This is a genomic window from Idiomarina sp. Sol25 (genome assembly GCF_033052775.1).
GTDB lineage: Bacteria > Pseudomonadota > Gammaproteobacteria > Enterobacterales > Alteromonadaceae > Idiomarina.
The window spans coordinates 215,269-231,144 of record NZ_JAUPEW010000002.1 but is presented as its reverse complement, the minus strand read 5'-3'; the positions used below and the strand labels follow the sequence as shown (position 1 = coordinate 231,144).

General features: G+C 46.9%; 15 protein-coding genes. 12 read left to right on the top strand and 3 right to left on the bottom strand.

Features of this window, described 5'->3' with window-relative positions; genetic code table 11:
- Positions 1-59: 59 nt before the first annotated feature.
- Complete coding sequence (locus Q5L94_RS05240; RefSeq protein ID WP_317497392.1) at positions 60-1,724, bottom strand: dipeptidyl-peptidase 3 family protein; 1,665 nt, start codon at positions 1,722-1,724, stop codon at positions 60-62.
- Between the two features lie 97 nt (positions 1,725-1,821).
- On the opposite strand from Q5L94_RS05240, the gene Q5L94_RS05235 reads away from it, so the two are divergent.
- Positions 1,822-2,670 carry an HDOD domain-containing protein gene (locus Q5L94_RS05235; protein WP_317497391.1) on the top strand — a complete coding sequence of 283 codons (849 nt, stop codon included), beginning with the start codon at positions 1,822-1,824 and terminating at the stop codon, positions 2,668-2,670.
- Here Q5L94_RS05235 and rdgC read toward each other — a convergent pair.
- Complete coding sequence (rdgC, locus tag Q5L94_RS05230) at positions 2,667-3,557, bottom strand: recombination-associated protein RdgC (RefSeq protein ID WP_317497390.1); 891 nt, start codon at positions 3,555-3,557, stop codon at positions 2,667-2,669. The two genes, Q5L94_RS05235 and rdgC, sit on opposite strands and share 4 nt — an antisense overlap.
- Positions 3,558-3,627: 70 nt before the next feature.
- Entirely contained in the window at positions 3,628-5,361 is a 1,734-nt protein-coding gene (locus Q5L94_RS05225) for an ATP-binding protein (RefSeq protein ID WP_317497389.1), read from the bottom strand.
- Positions 5,362-5,538: 177 nt separating this feature from the next.
- On the opposite strand from Q5L94_RS05225, the gene Q5L94_RS05220 reads away from it, so the two are divergent.
- The 11 genes from Q5L94_RS05220 (at position 5,539) to Q5L94_RS05170 (ending at position 15,849) form a co-directional block, all read left to right on the top strand.
- Complete coding sequence (locus tag Q5L94_RS05220; RefSeq protein WP_317497388.1) at positions 5,539-6,333, top strand: DUF3450 domain-containing protein; 795 nt, start codon at positions 5,539-5,541, stop codon at positions 6,331-6,333.
- A 12-nt stretch (positions 6,334-6,345) separates the two neighbouring features.
- The gene (locus Q5L94_RS05215) at positions 6,346-7,725 is read left to right on the top strand and encodes a MotA/TolQ/ExbB proton channel family protein (RefSeq protein ID WP_317497387.1); all 1,380 of its coding nucleotides are present in this window, start codon (positions 6,346-6,348) and stop codon (positions 7,723-7,725) included.
- A gap of 2 nt (positions 7,726-7,727) precedes the next feature.
- On the top strand, positions 7,728-8,258 hold the full coding sequence (locus tag Q5L94_RS05210) for a MotA/TolQ/ExbB proton channel family protein (RefSeq protein WP_317497386.1): 531 nt from the start codon (positions 7,728-7,730) through the stop codon (positions 8,256-8,258).
- A gap of 21 nt (positions 8,259-8,279) precedes the next feature.
- Positions 8,280-8,687: an ExbD/TolR family protein gene (locus Q5L94_RS05205; protein ID WP_011235344.1), complete on the top strand. Its 408-nt coding sequence runs from the start codon at positions 8,280-8,282 to the stop codon at positions 8,685-8,687.
- The gene (locus Q5L94_RS05200) at positions 8,688-9,296 is read left to right on the top strand and encodes an energy transducer TonB (RefSeq protein WP_317497385.1); all 609 of its coding nucleotides are present in this window, start codon (positions 8,688-8,690) and stop codon (positions 9,294-9,296) included.
- 11 nt (positions 9,297-9,307) lie between these two features.
- Complete coding sequence (locus Q5L94_RS05195) at positions 9,308-10,564, top strand: tetratricopeptide repeat protein (RefSeq protein WP_317497384.1); 1,257 nt, start codon at positions 9,308-9,310, stop codon at positions 10,562-10,564.
- A 134-nt stretch (positions 10,565-10,698) separates the two neighbouring features.
- Positions 10,699-11,673 (top strand): porin, encoded by a 975-nt coding sequence (locus Q5L94_RS05190; RefSeq protein ID WP_317497383.1) that lies wholly within the window; start codon positions 10,699-10,701, stop codon positions 11,671-11,673.
- Positions 11,674-11,762: 89 nt separating this feature from the next.
- A complete protein-coding gene (locus tag Q5L94_RS05185; protein ID WP_317497382.1) occupies positions 11,763-12,680 on the top strand; it encodes an AEC family transporter in 918 nt (305 codons plus the stop codon).
- Between the two features lie 94 nt (positions 12,681-12,774).
- Positions 12,775-13,461: a phosphate regulon transcriptional regulator PhoB gene (gene phoB / locus Q5L94_RS05180; protein WP_011235339.1), complete on the top strand. Its 687-nt coding sequence runs from the start codon at positions 12,775-12,777 to the stop codon at positions 13,459-13,461.
- Between the two features lie 17 nt (positions 13,462-13,478).
- On the top strand, positions 13,479-14,774 hold the full coding sequence (gene phoR, locus Q5L94_RS05175; RefSeq protein WP_317497381.1) for a phosphate regulon sensor histidine kinase PhoR: 1,296 nt from the start codon (positions 13,479-13,481) through the stop codon (positions 14,772-14,774).
- Between the two features lie 97 nt (positions 14,775-14,871).
- A complete protein-coding gene (locus Q5L94_RS05170) occupies positions 14,872-15,849 on the top strand; it encodes a phosphate ABC transporter substrate-binding protein (RefSeq protein ID WP_317497380.1) in 978 nt (325 codons plus the stop codon).
- Positions 15,850-15,876 lie beyond the last annotated feature (27 nt).

Genomic DNA, 15,876 nt, shown 5'->3' with positions numbered 1-15,876 from the left:
CACAAGGGGCTCAATGTTCAAGCGAAAAAAGTGAGCAACCTGTCCCGTTAGCGCCCAGGCTACAGCCCCAGCACCTCTTTGCCTTGGTCAAAGGTGACGTCAACTGGTATGCCGGCGTCGGTTAGTTTGTCCAGGTCGGCTTTTAACTGTGGGCTGACAACGCCTAGCGTTGCGACTAGTTCAGCTACGCCGTTGTAATCGCCGTCGCCTTGTAGTGTCAGAATTTTTTCTGACAGGCTGTTCATGGCGCCACGCATTTTTTCCATGTTAATGGCGTATTGGCCGCTGGCGTTACGCTCAAAGGCACCTGCGTCGGCAAAGTAGTTAAAGCGGATCATGTTGGCTTTGCCGTGCGCACTTGAAGCACCAAAACGAACGGAGCGGAAAATACTGGCCATAAAGGTGGTGTAGTAGTCTTTCAGTTCGCCTTCGGCTAGAACGCCTTGCTCGAATAACTGAGTCACCATGTACAAACCCAGAATATCGGCTTTGCCTTCTTCTAAAGCCGAAGCGTGTTCTTTTAACGCTGAGCGCACGGTGCCTTTGTCATTCAGAGTATTTTTAATGCCTAAGCCGTGAGCCACTTCGTGAAACATGGTGTTGGCAAAAAAGGCGTTGAAGGTAATGTCTTCACGTTGCTCGGGTACAATGAGCTGTTCGGCAATTGGCACCAGAATTTTATCGAACTTAGCTTGCATGGCGTTTTTAAGTTGCAGGCGACGTGTACCTTTTTCTAACTGAACTTCTTCGTCATTAGGCAGGTTAATGGCAATGGTTTTGCTACCGGCATTGGAGTGACCAGCATAATACACCACATCGTATGCGTTTAGCTGAGCGTTAGCGCCGGGTTTTTCGGCTTTGTAAGCGGGCTCAACCGGTAAACCTTCCTGTAATTGCGGCAGGTACTCAGCATATTTTTCCAGACGCTGGCTCCAGGCTTTATCTTTTATTAACACGTAAGACTCAAAAGCGGTTTTGTAACCAAATAAATGGTCTTCATAATTCTCAATAGGACCGATAACCACATCAATATCGTTACCTGTCATGTCCATCCAGGCCATATCGGAAGGCTGGTATTCATTGCTTAAAAAGGCATCGGCGCGTAAACGCAGGTACTCTGAGAAATCGTCGTTTTCTGCTAAATCAGCAGCTTCACGCAGTAAATCAGCAGCTTTCGTTAAAGACTCTTTATAAGCTTCTGAGTAGGCTACTGTTTTCAATTCGCCTTCATCGTCGCGACGCAACAAGGTATATAAGCTGTCTTTGTCCGCAAGCTCTGCGTTTTCAAATTCCGTTTTGGTCATGTCGGCAGGGTAAAAGTTGGCGCCTGCCGGTTTGTCTTCAAAACCGGTTAAGAAAGGCTGGTTATTGTTTAGCCTATCCCATGGTCCGTAGTTAATAACAGTAAACTCGCGGGCTTTTTCTTCCACTTGGTTTAAAAGTTTTTGTTTATCACCCGGAAACGCCTGCTGCCAAAACAGGTTGTCCATAATTTTTGACGCGTCTATGAGTAAACCAACCATTTTTTTCTGCTCGCCTGATAAATGCGACAGGTCTGTTTTTAGTTGGTAGGGCGTATAAATATCCAGTCTTTGTTCTGTCCCCTCAACTAATTCGTAGTGACCTTTTTGTCCGCTATCAGGGCTTTGTGTGGTGGTTTGAGGCTCGCTGCAACCCATTAAAACCAGCGCAAGTGGTGCTAAGCTAAACAGTGTTTTTTTCATAATAGGACGTTTCTAAAAATTGAGTTGTTGTAAAGTTCTGTTAATCTACTTCCAAGCTTTTTCAGAAGCAAGAAAACCATAATAATAAGGAACTAAAATGTCATCGCAAAATGCACTCTACCTGCTAATTGACGAGCGACTCAGACGTGATGAATTAAAACTTCCCGGCTTACCTGAAACGGCAGAGCAAGTGCGTAATGCCACCATGGATCCAGACTGCAACCTGCACGACCTCAGTCATATTATCCAGCAAGATACCGTTTTGACAGCGCGGCTTATTCGCCTGGCCAACAGTGCTTATCTTGGCGGCCGAAATAAAGCCGAAAGCTTAATGCAGGCGTTAACTCGTATTGGTATGCGGCGCATTCGGACACTGGCACTCGCGATGGCTATGGAACAGGTATTCAAACCGGGTAATGACATAGTGCAAATGTTTTCCCGGAAGTTTATTGTCGAAAGCAGAGAAATTGCCGCGGCAGCCGTTGTTATAACCGAAGACTTACAACGCAGAGGCATTGGCCACCGATTGCATCAGGACGTGGCGCTGTTAGCTGGGATGGTGTCGCGCATTGGCGTTGCTCCAATTTTGCATATGGCCAATGAGTTTGAAGACAGCTTTGCCAATCCTTCTTTTATTAAAGAGTGTATTACCCAGTTCAGCTCAACTTTAGGCAGTAATATTCTCAGTTATTGGCAGTTTACGCCAAACTTAGTGCAGGTGCCGCCTCACTATTATAGTGGCAGAATGACCTTAAACGATGCGATAACCGTGAACTATTGTGACATTGTGCATTTGGCTGCTTTGTTAACCGGAAACGTGAAACCTGGCAAGGACAGTGTGACTCTGGTTGAGTATCAAATGCTGGGGGTCATCAAGACCGATGATTTTTGGCAGCAGGAGTCTGTGCAGAAATCCTACCGCCAAATGCTGGATTTGCTGTCTTAGCCAAACGCTTTCTTTAAATCGTCAAACAAAAGCCCGACTTCAGCGCTCACCAGTGCAAAGTCGGCGTCGATTTTTTCTTCCGGGCTAGGGTCAACTAAATCGTCTTTGGCGTCGAGCAGGCGGTCTGTTGGCTTAACTCGTTTTAACGCCATATCCGACTCGATAATAAACTCTAAGTTTTCCTGCCATACCAGACCCAAACGAGTGACCTGCTTGCCACCAGCCAGGTGTGCGTGAATATCCTCTCGGGTTAAGTCTTCCTGCTTGCAGCGAATAATGCCGCCGTCCGCTTGTGGTGAACGCAGTTCTGCTTCATCACCAAACTCGAATGGGTTTGGCAATTCAGCACTTTGTAACCAGGCCGTAAGATAAGTTTCAACTGCGTCATTCGGGCTTACCGGGCGTACAGGTAACGAGCCGACGGATGAGCGTAACAGGCCTAAAAAGTCTTCGGCTTTATTGGCTGCTGACTCATCAACAGCAATAATTTGGCGGTCGAGGTCGATGTAACCCCAGCTTTGGCGAAAACGGCTGAATGCCTGTGGCAGAAGCTGGTGAATTAAGTCTTCTTTTAAGTTTTGTTTTTCTTTGCGAGGCACCGAGCGGCCTTCGGCTTCACTGATTTGGCGTACCTTTTCATCCAGCTGGGCGTTAACAACCGTGCTGGGAAGTACTTTTTCTTCTCGTTTGGCACACAGCAGCCAGCAATTACCCAGGCTGTGGGTTAGTACTTCATTGTCTGCGCCAAAAGGCGAACACCAGCCAAATGAGCTTTGATCCGAACGCGAACAGGGATGAAAGCTGTGCTCAGCTAATTGCTCAGAGAAATCATCAGGCAGAGAAAAGGTTTCGCTGAATTGATAAAAACGAAGATTTTTAAACCACATAGGTAAGCGTTCCTGTCGCAACAAAAAACAAAAATAAGGGCAGGGATTGTAGCCCGTTAGGGCAGAGCTGTCAGTTTAAAACCTGTACAGAAAAAGAAAAGAAATAGCTTAAACCTTTGCCGGGTTCGCTTTCAGCGCTGATTTCACCAGACAGAGTCTGAGTGACCAGGTTCCTGACAATATGCGTACCCAGGCCGCTGCCACCCTGGTCTCTTTTCGTGGTAAAGAAGGGGTCAAATAAGCGTTTAAGCTGAGCTTCGGATAAACCATTACCATTGTCAGAATAGTGAACCTGAAGGGTTTCACCATCGAGCCGGATGGAAATGGTCATAAGGCCTTCATCAATGCCGTCAAAGGCATGACGTAGCGAGTTAAGAATCAGGTTGGTAAAAATCTGCGATAACGCGCCGGCCGGGCAGCGTATGAAAATGTCATCGGCACATTCAAGACGCACCTGATGGTTGGTCTTTTTAAGGTGAGGCTGCAAGGACTGAACTAAATCTTCGATATAGCTTTTCAGATTAATGTCGCGGATAGCGTCTGACGCCTGGTCGACCGCTACTTGTTTAAAGCTGCTAATAAGATCAGACGCGCGATGCAGGTTACTGTCCAGTAAATTAAGGCTTTCGCGACCTTCCTCTATAAACTTCTTCAGCTGCGTCTGCGTCAGTTCTTTATTAAGCAGCGACTGATCAAGAGTGTCGAGCTTTTCGCGTAAATAAGAAGACGCTGTAACGCTAATGCCTATGGGCGTATTCACGTCGTGCGTAATACCGGCAACCAGCCCGCCCAGCGACGCCATTTTTTCCGATTCTATAAGTTGCTGCTGAGTTTCACGCAAGTTATTCAGTGAAGACTCCAGCCGCTGGTTAGACTGACGCAGTGTATTTTCAATTGCGCGGCGCTGGCCAACTTCGCGCTCCAGTTTCTCCTGACGCATTTCCAGCTCGTTTTTACGTTGTTCAAGGTCAAGCATAACCTGACTTAAACTGGAGGTTTTGCGCGCCACTTCCTGTTCAAGTATGGCATTTTGCTCGTCCAACTGACGGTTAGCCGCTTTAAGCTTCTTCTGGGTTCGATCCAGATCCGACTGGTACTCCTCAATATTATCCAGCAGCTGGTTATAGGCCTGCTCTACCAGCACCAGTTCATTGTTGTGCTGGTCAGCTAAGCGAATTCTGGAGCGTTCTAAGTTATCCAGCCGGAAACCTTTAATTTGCTGAGTTAAGTCGCTGAGTGGCCGGTTCAGCATGCGGTTAAAGGCAATAGTGAAAAGCACAATAAGGAAGAGACTTTTAATAATGGCGTTACCGATAATAAAGGCAAGGCTCACTTTAATGCGGTCAATAGCAATGTCGCGGGACGTAAACAGGCTAACATCACCCACTTTGGTGGAGTGACCGGAAAATTCAAATATGAGTGAATCGTAGTAGCCGAAAATGCCCTTACGTTCTGGCAGAAGAGCCCCTTCGCTATTGTCATCAGGTAAGTCGCTCATGGCTGTGGTTTCGCCCAGCTGCACCAAAATATTACCGGCATCGTCGCGGATAAGAACACCGGCAATAGCGGGAATACTAATAAGGCCGTCGGCAATGGTATCAATTTGATTGCTATTGAACTCCCAAAGCGAACGCGTCAGGGAGCCATTAAAGGTGCTTTGCTGGTTCTGCAGTTCGGCAATCAGTACCCGCTTAGTGTCAAAGTACTCAGCCCCAATTTGTATCGCGGTCACAATTAACGTCAACAAAAAGTAGACGGAAAGCACACGAGTTAATAAGGAGGATGAAATACTTTTTATTGCCATAGACTGAGGTCAACGAGTTGTATAGATAGGGATAAACTAATTCATTGACTGAAATAACGCAATAAAGCAATCCAGCCCAATAAAAAGCACTGACACAAAAATGACATATTACAGTCATTAAGCTGTCACGAAAAGTCACTAAAGTCGCCACAAATTAATTCACAAAGGTCATAACTTATGAAGTTAATTACTTCTGCTGGCGCTTTAGCTGTTGCAGCCTTAGTCGCGGCTCCGGCTTATTCGCAACAGGACACACTGGAACCTGTGGTCGAGCAGGCATCCTCTATTAATGAGTCTGCCCGTCAGTCGCAGCTGACTATAGACCAAATTTCCGATGATATGCAGGAACGACTGCAACAGTATAAACGCATCATGAAAGAAATTGATGGGTTAAAGGTTTATACCGCGCAAGTCGAGCAGCAAATCGATAGCCAGGAAAGCGAAAAAAGCGACATTAATAACTCTATTGATCAAGTCAGTTATGTCGAGCGCCAAATTACCCCATTAATGTTGCGGATGATTGACTCGCTTGAGTCTTTTGTTGAATTAGACGCACCGTTCTTGCAGACCGAGCGAAGTGAACGCTTACAGCAGCTGAACGACCTGATGGAAAGAGCCAACGTCGATGTCTCTGAGAAGTTCCGCCGGGTTATGGAAGCTTACCAGATAGAAGCTGAATATGGTCGCAACATTGAAGCTTATACCGCCGAACACGAAATTGATGGTCAGCAACAAGACGTTACCTTCCTGCGTGTTGGCCGTGTCGCCTTAATTTATAAAACCCGCGACGGTCAGCATTTGGGGTTATGGAACCAACAAACGCGCAGCTGGGAAGAGCTTGATAGTAAGCACTTACCTGAAATTGACGAAGCTATTCGTATTGCCAGAAAACAACTGGCCCCAGATTTACTGATGATGCCGCTGTTCGCAAATAAATCGACCAGTTCTACTAACAACGGCAGCGGCCAATAAGGAATGATAGCCATGAGATTAAGTAAGCAGATTGCAAAATGGTTCTCAGTAACGCTACTGGCCATCACTTCTGGTGCGGCTTTGGCAGCACCGGTTCCGCAGGAACCCATTAATTTAGATGAGCTTTTACAGCAACTGCAACAGGGCAAGTTCTCACAGTCAGAGAACAATAAAGAGCGTGAACAGCGCTTTCGTGAAAAAGAGCAAGAACAAAAGGCCATGCTGGAAGACGCCATTGCCGAGCGCAATCGTCTGGAACAACGGGCGGAGCAACTGGAAACTCAGTTTGAACAAAATGAGACCGACCTTGGCAATTTAAGCGATACCCTTACACAGCGCATGGGTTCACTGAAAGAGCTGTTCGGTGTGTTGCAGCAGGTTGCTAACGATGCCTCCAGCAGTTTTGATAATTCGGTTATTTCGGCTCAGTACCCCGGGCGTGCCGAGAATTTATCAGAACTTGCTGAACGTATGGGCTCCTCGTCCAAGCTGGCTTCTATTGAAGACATAGAAAGCGTCTGGTTTGCCTTGCAACAGGAAATGACCGAATCCGGAAAAGTTGCTGAATTTACCACTCAGGTTACCGCAGCAAATGGCGATAAGTCAGAAAAAGAAGTGGTTCGGGTTGGTGCATTCAACTTGGTTGCAGACGGCAAGTATCTGGAACGCGTTGGTGAAACCGGTTCGGTTGCCGAACTGATACGTCAGCCGGCGGGTCGTTATCTGGGTACTGCAGAAGACATTCAGCAAACTGATAGCGGTATTGTGACTTTTGGTCTTGACCCCACCGGTGGTTCAATTCTGAGTTTGTTAGTTCAGGCACCAAGCCTGGGTGAGCGTGTCGATCAGGGCGGAACCGTTGGTTACATCATTTTAGCACTGGGTGCTATCGGCCTGCTGTTTGCGCTGGAACGCTTTGTGTCGCTGATGCTACTGGGTAATAAAGTGAAACGTCAGCTGAAAAAAGACAAGCCAAGTGACGATAACCCGCTGGGTCGCGTCATGCTTATTAAGGAAAAATACCCACAGGCTGATACCGAAACTCTCGAGCTTAAATTGAGCGAAGGTATTTTACGGGAAGTGCCTAAGATTACCCGCAACCTGACGTTCATTAAGATTATTTCAGTCGTCGCACCGCTAATGGGTTTGCTGGGAACGGTCACCGGTATGATCAAAACCTTCCAGGCCATTACCTTGTTTGGTACGGGTGACCCGAAACTGATGGCGGGCGGTATTTCGCAAGCCCTGGTAACAACGGTACTGGGTCTGGTGGTAGCAATTCCAATGACGTTACTGTTCGCGACGTTGCATACGCGTAGCAAAAACCTGATTCATATACTGCAGGAACAAGCATCCGGCATTATCGCGGAGCGGTCTGAGCGAGGAGAGTAACCGTGTTATTCCTCATTGAATTCAGTAATGCGATTAGAGATTTCATCGAGGCCGGCGGACAAGTTCTGCTGGTCATCGGAATCCTCATTTTTACCATGTGGCTAATGATTCTTGAACGCATTTTTTATTACCTTAATGGCCACCGCGCTTGTGTGAAGGACGTACGAAAACGCTGGCAGGAACGGGAAGACAAGTCGTCCTGGAATGCAGAGCAAATTCGGCAGGCAATGATTTCCCGCGTAAGCCTGGCATTAGGTGGAAACTTACCGGTGATAAAAGCGTTAGTTGCACTGTGCCCACTGCTGGGGCTGATGGGTACCGTAACCGGCATGATTGAAGTGTTTGATGTGATGGCTGTGACCGGAACCGGTAGTGCCCGCTCCATGGCGTCGGGTGTTTCAAAAGCCACCATTCCGACCATGGCGGGTATGGTTGGCGCCTTGTCGGGTGTGTTTTCCGCGACCTGGTTGCAACGCACCACACGTCGCGAGCGCATGAAGCTGGAAGACAAAATTTTATTGGAACGTCACTAAGGTGATGTCGAGGACAGGATTATGAAGCAGCATTTTGCCAATTTAATTGAAGAAGAAGAAAGTGCTATCGATATGACCCCCATGCTGGATGTGGTGTTCATTATGTTGATTTTCTTCATTGTCACCGCTTCTTTCGTGAAAGAAGCCGGTATTGATGTGAATCGCCCTGATGCCGCTACTGCTGTGCAGAAAGATCGTGCCAATATTTTAATCGCGATAAGCGAAAGCAACGAAATTTGGATTGATAAGCGCCAGGTGGACGTACGGGCAGTACAAGCCAATATCGAACGTTTGTACGCGGAAAACCCGCAGGGGTCGGTAGTGATTCAGGCGGATCAGGAATCAAACACCCGGGTATTAATTAAGGTAATGGATGCAGCCCGCTCGGCGGGGGTTTACGACGTTTCTGTAGCAACGGATGAAGAGTAAATGATGAGATTCCTGGCAGCATTACTGGTTGCAGCTTTTGTCACCATTGGTTTGTTTTACCTGATGCAGTCCTTGATCAGTGGTGGCGAAGGGGCAATGAGCGAACCGCCGCGAGGCAGCGTGCTGGACTTTGTGCGTACACCTGAGCCTGAAGAGGTGCAGGAAAAGGAGCGCAAGCCTGAACGCCCTCCGGAACCCGAGCAGCCACCAGAGGATATGCCTCAGCCGCAAATGAATAATGATATTGCGGAAACTGATGGTGGGGCTGGTTATGACTTCTCAGCCAATATGGACAGCGGCGCGGACATTGGCAGTGGCATGTCGCTACAAGCAAGCGACGGTGAATATCTGCCTATAGTGAAAGTTCAGGCTGCGTATCCTCGCCGGGCGTTGCAGCGCGGTATAGAAGGTTACGTGGTGGTGGAGTTTACCGTAACAAAACAGGGTTCGGTGCGTGACCCGGTCGTGGTAGAAGCCGAACCTGAAGGAATTTTCGATCAGGCCGCAATGGATGCCGTTCTGAAATTTAAATACAAACCTCGGGTTATTGATGGTGAAGCGGTAGAAGTGGATGGTGTCCGCAACCGCATGACCTTTGAAATGAACTGATTGGGTGACTTATGAAATTTAAATTCATTGCTTTTGCGGCTTGCAGTTGCTGGCTGGCCTTTGCCCATCCGGTGCTGGCACAACAAACTGAGCGGGTTCCGGCGTTACGGGAAAAAGTGTACGGACAACTAGCCCGGGCGCAGGAACAGGCCGATAACGGTAACCTTGCCGAAGGTATTTCGATACTGGGTGAAGTGGCAGAAAAAGCGGATAGCATGAACAGCTACGAGCGCGCCATGATGTGGAACTTTTACGGTTTCATGTATTACGAACAGGGCAATACCAAGGAAGCGATCAACTACTTTGAAAAGGTGGTCAAAGAGTCTCCTATTCCTGAGTCGCTGGAGAAAAGCACCTTGTTCAGTTTGGCTCAGCTGGCCTTAAGTGATGGCCAGTTCCAACGTGCAATTGGCTTTTTAGACCAATGGGAAGGCCTTGCCGAAGAAGATGAAATGGGTAAAGCCTGGGTGTTAAAAGCACAGGCTTATTATCAGGCCGATAGACACCGCGAAGCTCTGCCTCTTATTGATAAAGCCATTGCCGCGGTTGATACGAAAAATAAAATACCCGATGAAAACTGGCTGATTTTAAAACGCGCATTGCACTACGAGCTGGAGCAGCCGGATCAGGTTGCCAAAGTCATGGAGCGTTTAGTGACCAGTTACAGCAAGCCGGAGTACTGGGTGCAACTGGCCGGTGTTTACGCGCAGTTAGAACAGGATGCGAAACAGCTGGCGGTGCTGGAAGCAGCACATCAGCAAGGTTTTATTGAAACGGGTAGTGAATGGCGTCAGTTAGCGCAGGCATACTATTTCAATGAGTTACCGTATAAAGCAGCAGAAACCATGCAGGAAGCCATGTCGAAAGACAAAGTTGATGCCTCTGTCGATAACTTGAAATTTATGGCTCAGGCCTATACTCAGGCGAAAGAAAATGAAAAAGCCATTAGCGCCTACAAGAAAGCGTCAGAAAAGGTTGAGCACGGAAACTTTGCAGCACAAATAGCTCAGTTGTATCTGGCTCTGAATAATAATGAAAAAGCGGTGGAATACGCCAAACAGGCCTTTAATAAAGGTGAGCTGGATAACGAGGGCAACCTGTATTTGGCTGAAGGAATGGCACAGCTGAACTTAAAACGTTATGAGCAGGCGATTGAGTCTTTTGAGCAGGCAGCGGAAATTGAAGGAGCGGAACGCTCAGCCAGACAATGGCTTAAATACGCGAAAAGTCAGCATAAGCAGCAACAGCAAATGGCAAGCTTACAATAAACGAGTATTTATAACCTTATTCCAACAATAATGTCATTTGATTGACTAAAAAACGAAAAATAACTGTAATAATTTTTTCATTCATTATAATGTGCGCGAAATTTATACAGTTTTAACGTTTTTGGGTGAAGATAATGATGAATAAATACTCGGTTCCGTTACTGATTGCTGCCACCGCAGCCAGTTTTTCGGCTTTCGCTAATAATGATGACAGTTTAACGGTTTACGGTCGGGCAAATGTTTCGTTCCAGAGTAGTGACGATGGTTTTGGTTCAGAAACAGAGGTAGTAAGTAACTCATCGCGTTTTGGTTTCAAAGGTGCCAGTGAACTGGAGTCTGATTTAGAAGTCTTTTATCAAATTGAGTTTGGCGTTGATTTAGCCGACTCCGATGATGAAAAAGACGCAGTAACTAACCGGAACCAGGTTGTCGGATTGCGCGGCAATTTTGGTAAAGTGATGATTGGCCGTTACGATACGTTTTTAAAAGATTCGCAGGGATCTGTGGATGCATTTAAAGATTATGAAGCTGACTTAAAAAGTTTATTCAAGGGTGAAAATCGAGCGGATAACACTCTGACTTATTACTCACCGTCTTACAAAGGTTTTAGTTTTGGCGTTACTTACGTAGCGTCAGAAAATGACAATGTTGATGACGGCTATTCTTTTGGCTTGTTATACGGTGACAGCAAACTAAAGAAAACCAATTACTACGCAGCATTGGCTATTGACCGCGATGTGGATAACTATGACATTATTCAGCTAACGGGCGCGACTAAATTTGGAAAAACCCGTGTTGGTGTGGTTCTGCAGCAGTTTGAAACCATTAATGGCTCAAATGATTCTGACGGCTTCTTAATCAGCGCTGCCCATCCTTATGAGAACTGGGTTTTTAAAGCACAGTATCAGGCAATAGATGATGACAGCGACAGCGACGCGTCAATTTCCGTTGGTGCCGATTACTTCTTCAGCGGTGACACTCGCGTTTATGCCTGGTACACCGGCCGTGAATGCGACATCGCGTCTTACTCAACCCGCGGTTGTGGTGCAAACCCAGGCGTAGAGCAGGACTTTGTTGCAGTCGGCATTCGCCACGACTTTTCCTGGTAATCGCTTTCTTCTAAAGAAAAACACAAAAGTAGCCTGACACTTTTTGTCAGGCTACACTATAGCGGTCACTCTCAACCTATCTGTACGCTATGATCAACCTCGCTGTATTGGGGCTCTACTTACTCATTGGTTTTATCCTGAAGCGTACCGGCAAGTGCCCGGAAAATACCGCGCAAGTTCTTAATCTCTATGTTATCTACGCTGCCTTGCCCGGCGTTATATTCAGTAAAGTTCCGGCTCTGGAGTTTTCCACTGATTTGCTGATCCCAGTTGTTATTCCCTGGGTTCTTTTAGTCTTTAGTGCTGTTTTCATATGGTTGTTAGGGCGAGCCTTTAAATGGCCTCGGGAAGTGGTCGGCGCATTACTTATTTGTGTGCCATTGGGCAATACCTCGTTTTTTGGTTTCCCAATGATAGAAGCCTTCTACGGCAGTGACGCCATTGTCTACGGATTACTGTACGACCAGTTTGGTTCCTTTTTTGGTCTGGCAATTTACTCGACCATTGTTATCGCTTTGTACCGTGAACAGGACGATAAACCCACAGTGGCCAGTGTTACCCGTCAAATTGTGACGTTTCCGCCTTTTATTGCGCTAATTATTGCGTTGTTAACAAAGTCTCTGGTTTATCCGGAAGTTTTTCAGCGGCTCATTGATTCGTTGGCGGTGACATTAGTGCCGGTCATTATGATAGCGGTGGGTTTTCAGTTGAAATTCCGTTTGCCTAAGGGCAGTAAAACGCCATTAACTATCGGTTTACTGACTAAGTTGGTCTTAATGCCTCTTATTACCGTTGGCTTGTTGTATGGCTTCGGTTTTGACAGTACTCTGGTTCAGGTCACTATTTTTGAAAGTGCCATGCCGCCTATGATAACAGCAGGCGCAGTGGCTATTATGGCTGGGCTGGCGCCGCGTTTGTCGGCGGCTATGGTCGGTTACGGCATCTTATTTGCCTTTGTTTCCTTACCCATTGTTTACCAATTATTACAGTTACTCTCTGCGCATTGATATAAGAAATTTGACAGAGATGTGTCTAGATTCATAAAAGTGTCATATTCTTTCGTAATAATTGAAGCATCAGTTCATATTAGGGAAACAATGCATGTCACGTAGAATTCTAATAGTTGAAGATGAAGCGCCTATTCGTGAGATGTTGAGCTTTGTTATGGAACAACACGGTTATCAAGCTGTGGAAGCCAACGACTTTGACGCTGCTGTCGATAAAATTGCTGAACCATACCCAGACATGGTGTTACTGGACTGGATGCTTCCGGGCGGTTCGGGTCTGCAACTGGCAAAAAAAATTAAAGGCGATGATTTCACCCGCAATATCCCCATTATTATGCTCACGGCACGAGGCGAGGAAGAGGATAAAGTGAAAGGCCTGGAAGTTGGCGCTGATGACTATATTACCAAACCTTTTTCTCCAAAAGAGCTGATGGCCCGCATGCGCGCCGTTTTTCGCCGCGTTGCACCAACCGTGCTCGATGAACCGCTGGAAGTTGAAGGTTTAAAACTCGATCCAGTCTCGCACCGTATTTCGGTCGACGACAAAGGCATCGACATGGGGCCGACAGAATTTAAGTTATTGCACTTTTTTATGACACACCCGGAGCGGGTATACAGCCGTGAACAGCTGCTGGACCACGTTTGGGGTACTAACGTGTATGTTGAAGACCGGACGGTCGATGTTCATATCCGTCGTCTGCGTAAAGCCCTGACCGAACATGGTTACGACCGTTTGATTCAAACGGTTCGGGGAGTTGGCTATCGTTTTTCAAGTCGCTAAGCTCAGGCTGATTTAATATGGACAGGAACTACTCTAACTGGCAGTCATTAACTCATCTTGCCTTATTCCTGCTGCCTTTTTTATTTATTGGCTGGCTGTTTGACCTGTTCTGGCCGGTCATGGCTTTGGCGTTATTAGGACTGGTTTGCTGGCATTATTACTATCAGCAAAAGCTCATTAAATGGTTGTGGCAAAGTCGCACTTTAATGCCGCCGTCTGCGCCGGGCAGTTGGTCTTATATTTACGATGGTATTTATCGCTCGCAGCGACGCAGTCAGAAAAGACGTAAATCTTTAGCTCGCTTATTACGACGTTTTCGTGAAGCGGCTGAAGCTTTGCCTGACGCTGCTATTGTGTTCCGTGCCGACGGTGCATTGCTGTGGAGTAATAAGCTGGCGCAGTTTTATTTCGGTTTGCGTTGGCCAGACGATGCCGGACAGCGGTTATCTAACCTGATTCGACACCCTGAATTCTATGCCTTCCTGAACGCCGGTAATTTTGAAGAAGAACTGACGATCCCTTCGCCCATTCGTGAAAGTCTGGACATTGAAATTCGCATTATGCCGTACAGCGAAGACCAGTTTCTTCTGGTTGCCCGTGACGTAACTCAGGTAAAGCGACTGGAGAACTTACGTCGTGAGTTTGTGGCAAACGTGTCTCACGAACTGAAAACGCCGCTGACAGTATTGCAGGGTTATCTGGAAATGATGGATGAGCCGCAACAGACGCCGCCAGCCATGCTGAAAAAAGCAGTCGAAAACATGAATGCCCAAAGTACCCGCATGGCCAACCTGGTCGATCAACTGCTCACGTTGTCGCGCATGGAAACGCCAAGCAACGATGTCTTTGACCACGAAGTTGATACGCCAGCTTTGCTAGAGCAGTTAGAGTCTGAAGCGAAGCGTTTAAATGAAACGAAACAACATAAGATTGAGTTTGACGTTGCACCTGTACGGGTTTACGGCAAAGAAAACTTGCTGCGCAGTGCGATGCAGAACTTAATAACGAACGCCATTAATTACACACCCGACGGCGGTGAAATAAAAGTCACTTGGAAAACCGTAGCCGGCGGCGTTGAGTTTAGCGTGAAAGATAATGGTAAAGGCATTGCTGCAGAGCACTTGCCGCGCCTTACCGAACGTTTCTACCGGGTTGAGAATGATCGCAACAGTGCCAGTGGTGGTACTGGTTTGGGGCTGTCGATAGTGAAGCACGCAATAGAACATCACAACTCGCAATTGGACATTAATAGCTCGCTGGAAAAGGGCAGTCGTTTTTCATTTCGAATACCGAGTGGACTATTAGTCAGTTAGTCATAAAATTTTCATATTGTCATAAAGCTGTCACATAACCGTCTTAAACTGACCACAGTTCGAAAACAGTTCAATAACCTTTAGAGGTGAATACACTATGTTTCAATCAACTTTGAACAAAACATTAACCGGTTTAGTGGTTGCAGGTTCACTGGCGTTCAGCTCGTTAGCTGCGGCAACTGACGATTTACCAGAATACGAAAAAGTCAGCGGTTTATCAGGCAATTTATCTTCAGTGGGTTCTGATACCTTAGCTAATATGGTGACTTTCTGGAGTGAAGAGTTTAAGCGCAACTACCCAAGCGTGAACATTCAGGTTCAGGCGGCAGGTTCTTCAACGGCGCCTCCGGCTTTAACTGAAGGCACGTCAAACTTCGGTCCTATGAGTCGTGCAATGAAGTCAAAAGAAATCGAATCTTTTGAAAAACGCCACGGTTACAAGCCGACTCCGGTCCGCGTTGCCATTGATGCGCTGGCGGTATTCGTACACAAAGATAACCCAATTGAAGGTCTTACAATTCCTGAAGTTGATGCAATATTTTCATCAACTCGCAAATGTGGCCTGAACGAGCAAGTGAACCGCTGGGGTGACCTGGATATGGGCGAGGAATGGACCAACCGCGACTTACAGCTTTATGGCCGTAACTCGGTATCCGGCACCTATGGTTATTTTAAAGAAATAGCATTATGCGACGGCGACTTCCGTTCGAGCGTGAACGAGCAACCAGGCTCAGCGTCTGTTGTGCAGTCAGTCTCAACTTCAATTAATGCGATTGGTTATTCCGGTATTGGTTATGTGACGTCAGGCGTTAAAGCGGTACCTATCGCGAAAGCTGAAGGTCAGGAATTTATTGGCGCGACACCTGAGAATGCGTTGGCAGGTCAGTACCCATTAGCTCGCTTCCTTTACATTTACGTGAATAAGCACCCGACGAAACCTCTGGGCAAAGCAGAAGGTGAATTCCTACGCATGATTTTGTCAAAAACAGGTCAGGATATCGTCAATAAAGACGGTTACATCGGATTGCCAAATGCGGTGGTAGAAGCTGAACTGAAGAAGCTTGGCTTAGAATAATTTTCTCTAAAAACTGAATGGCCGGTA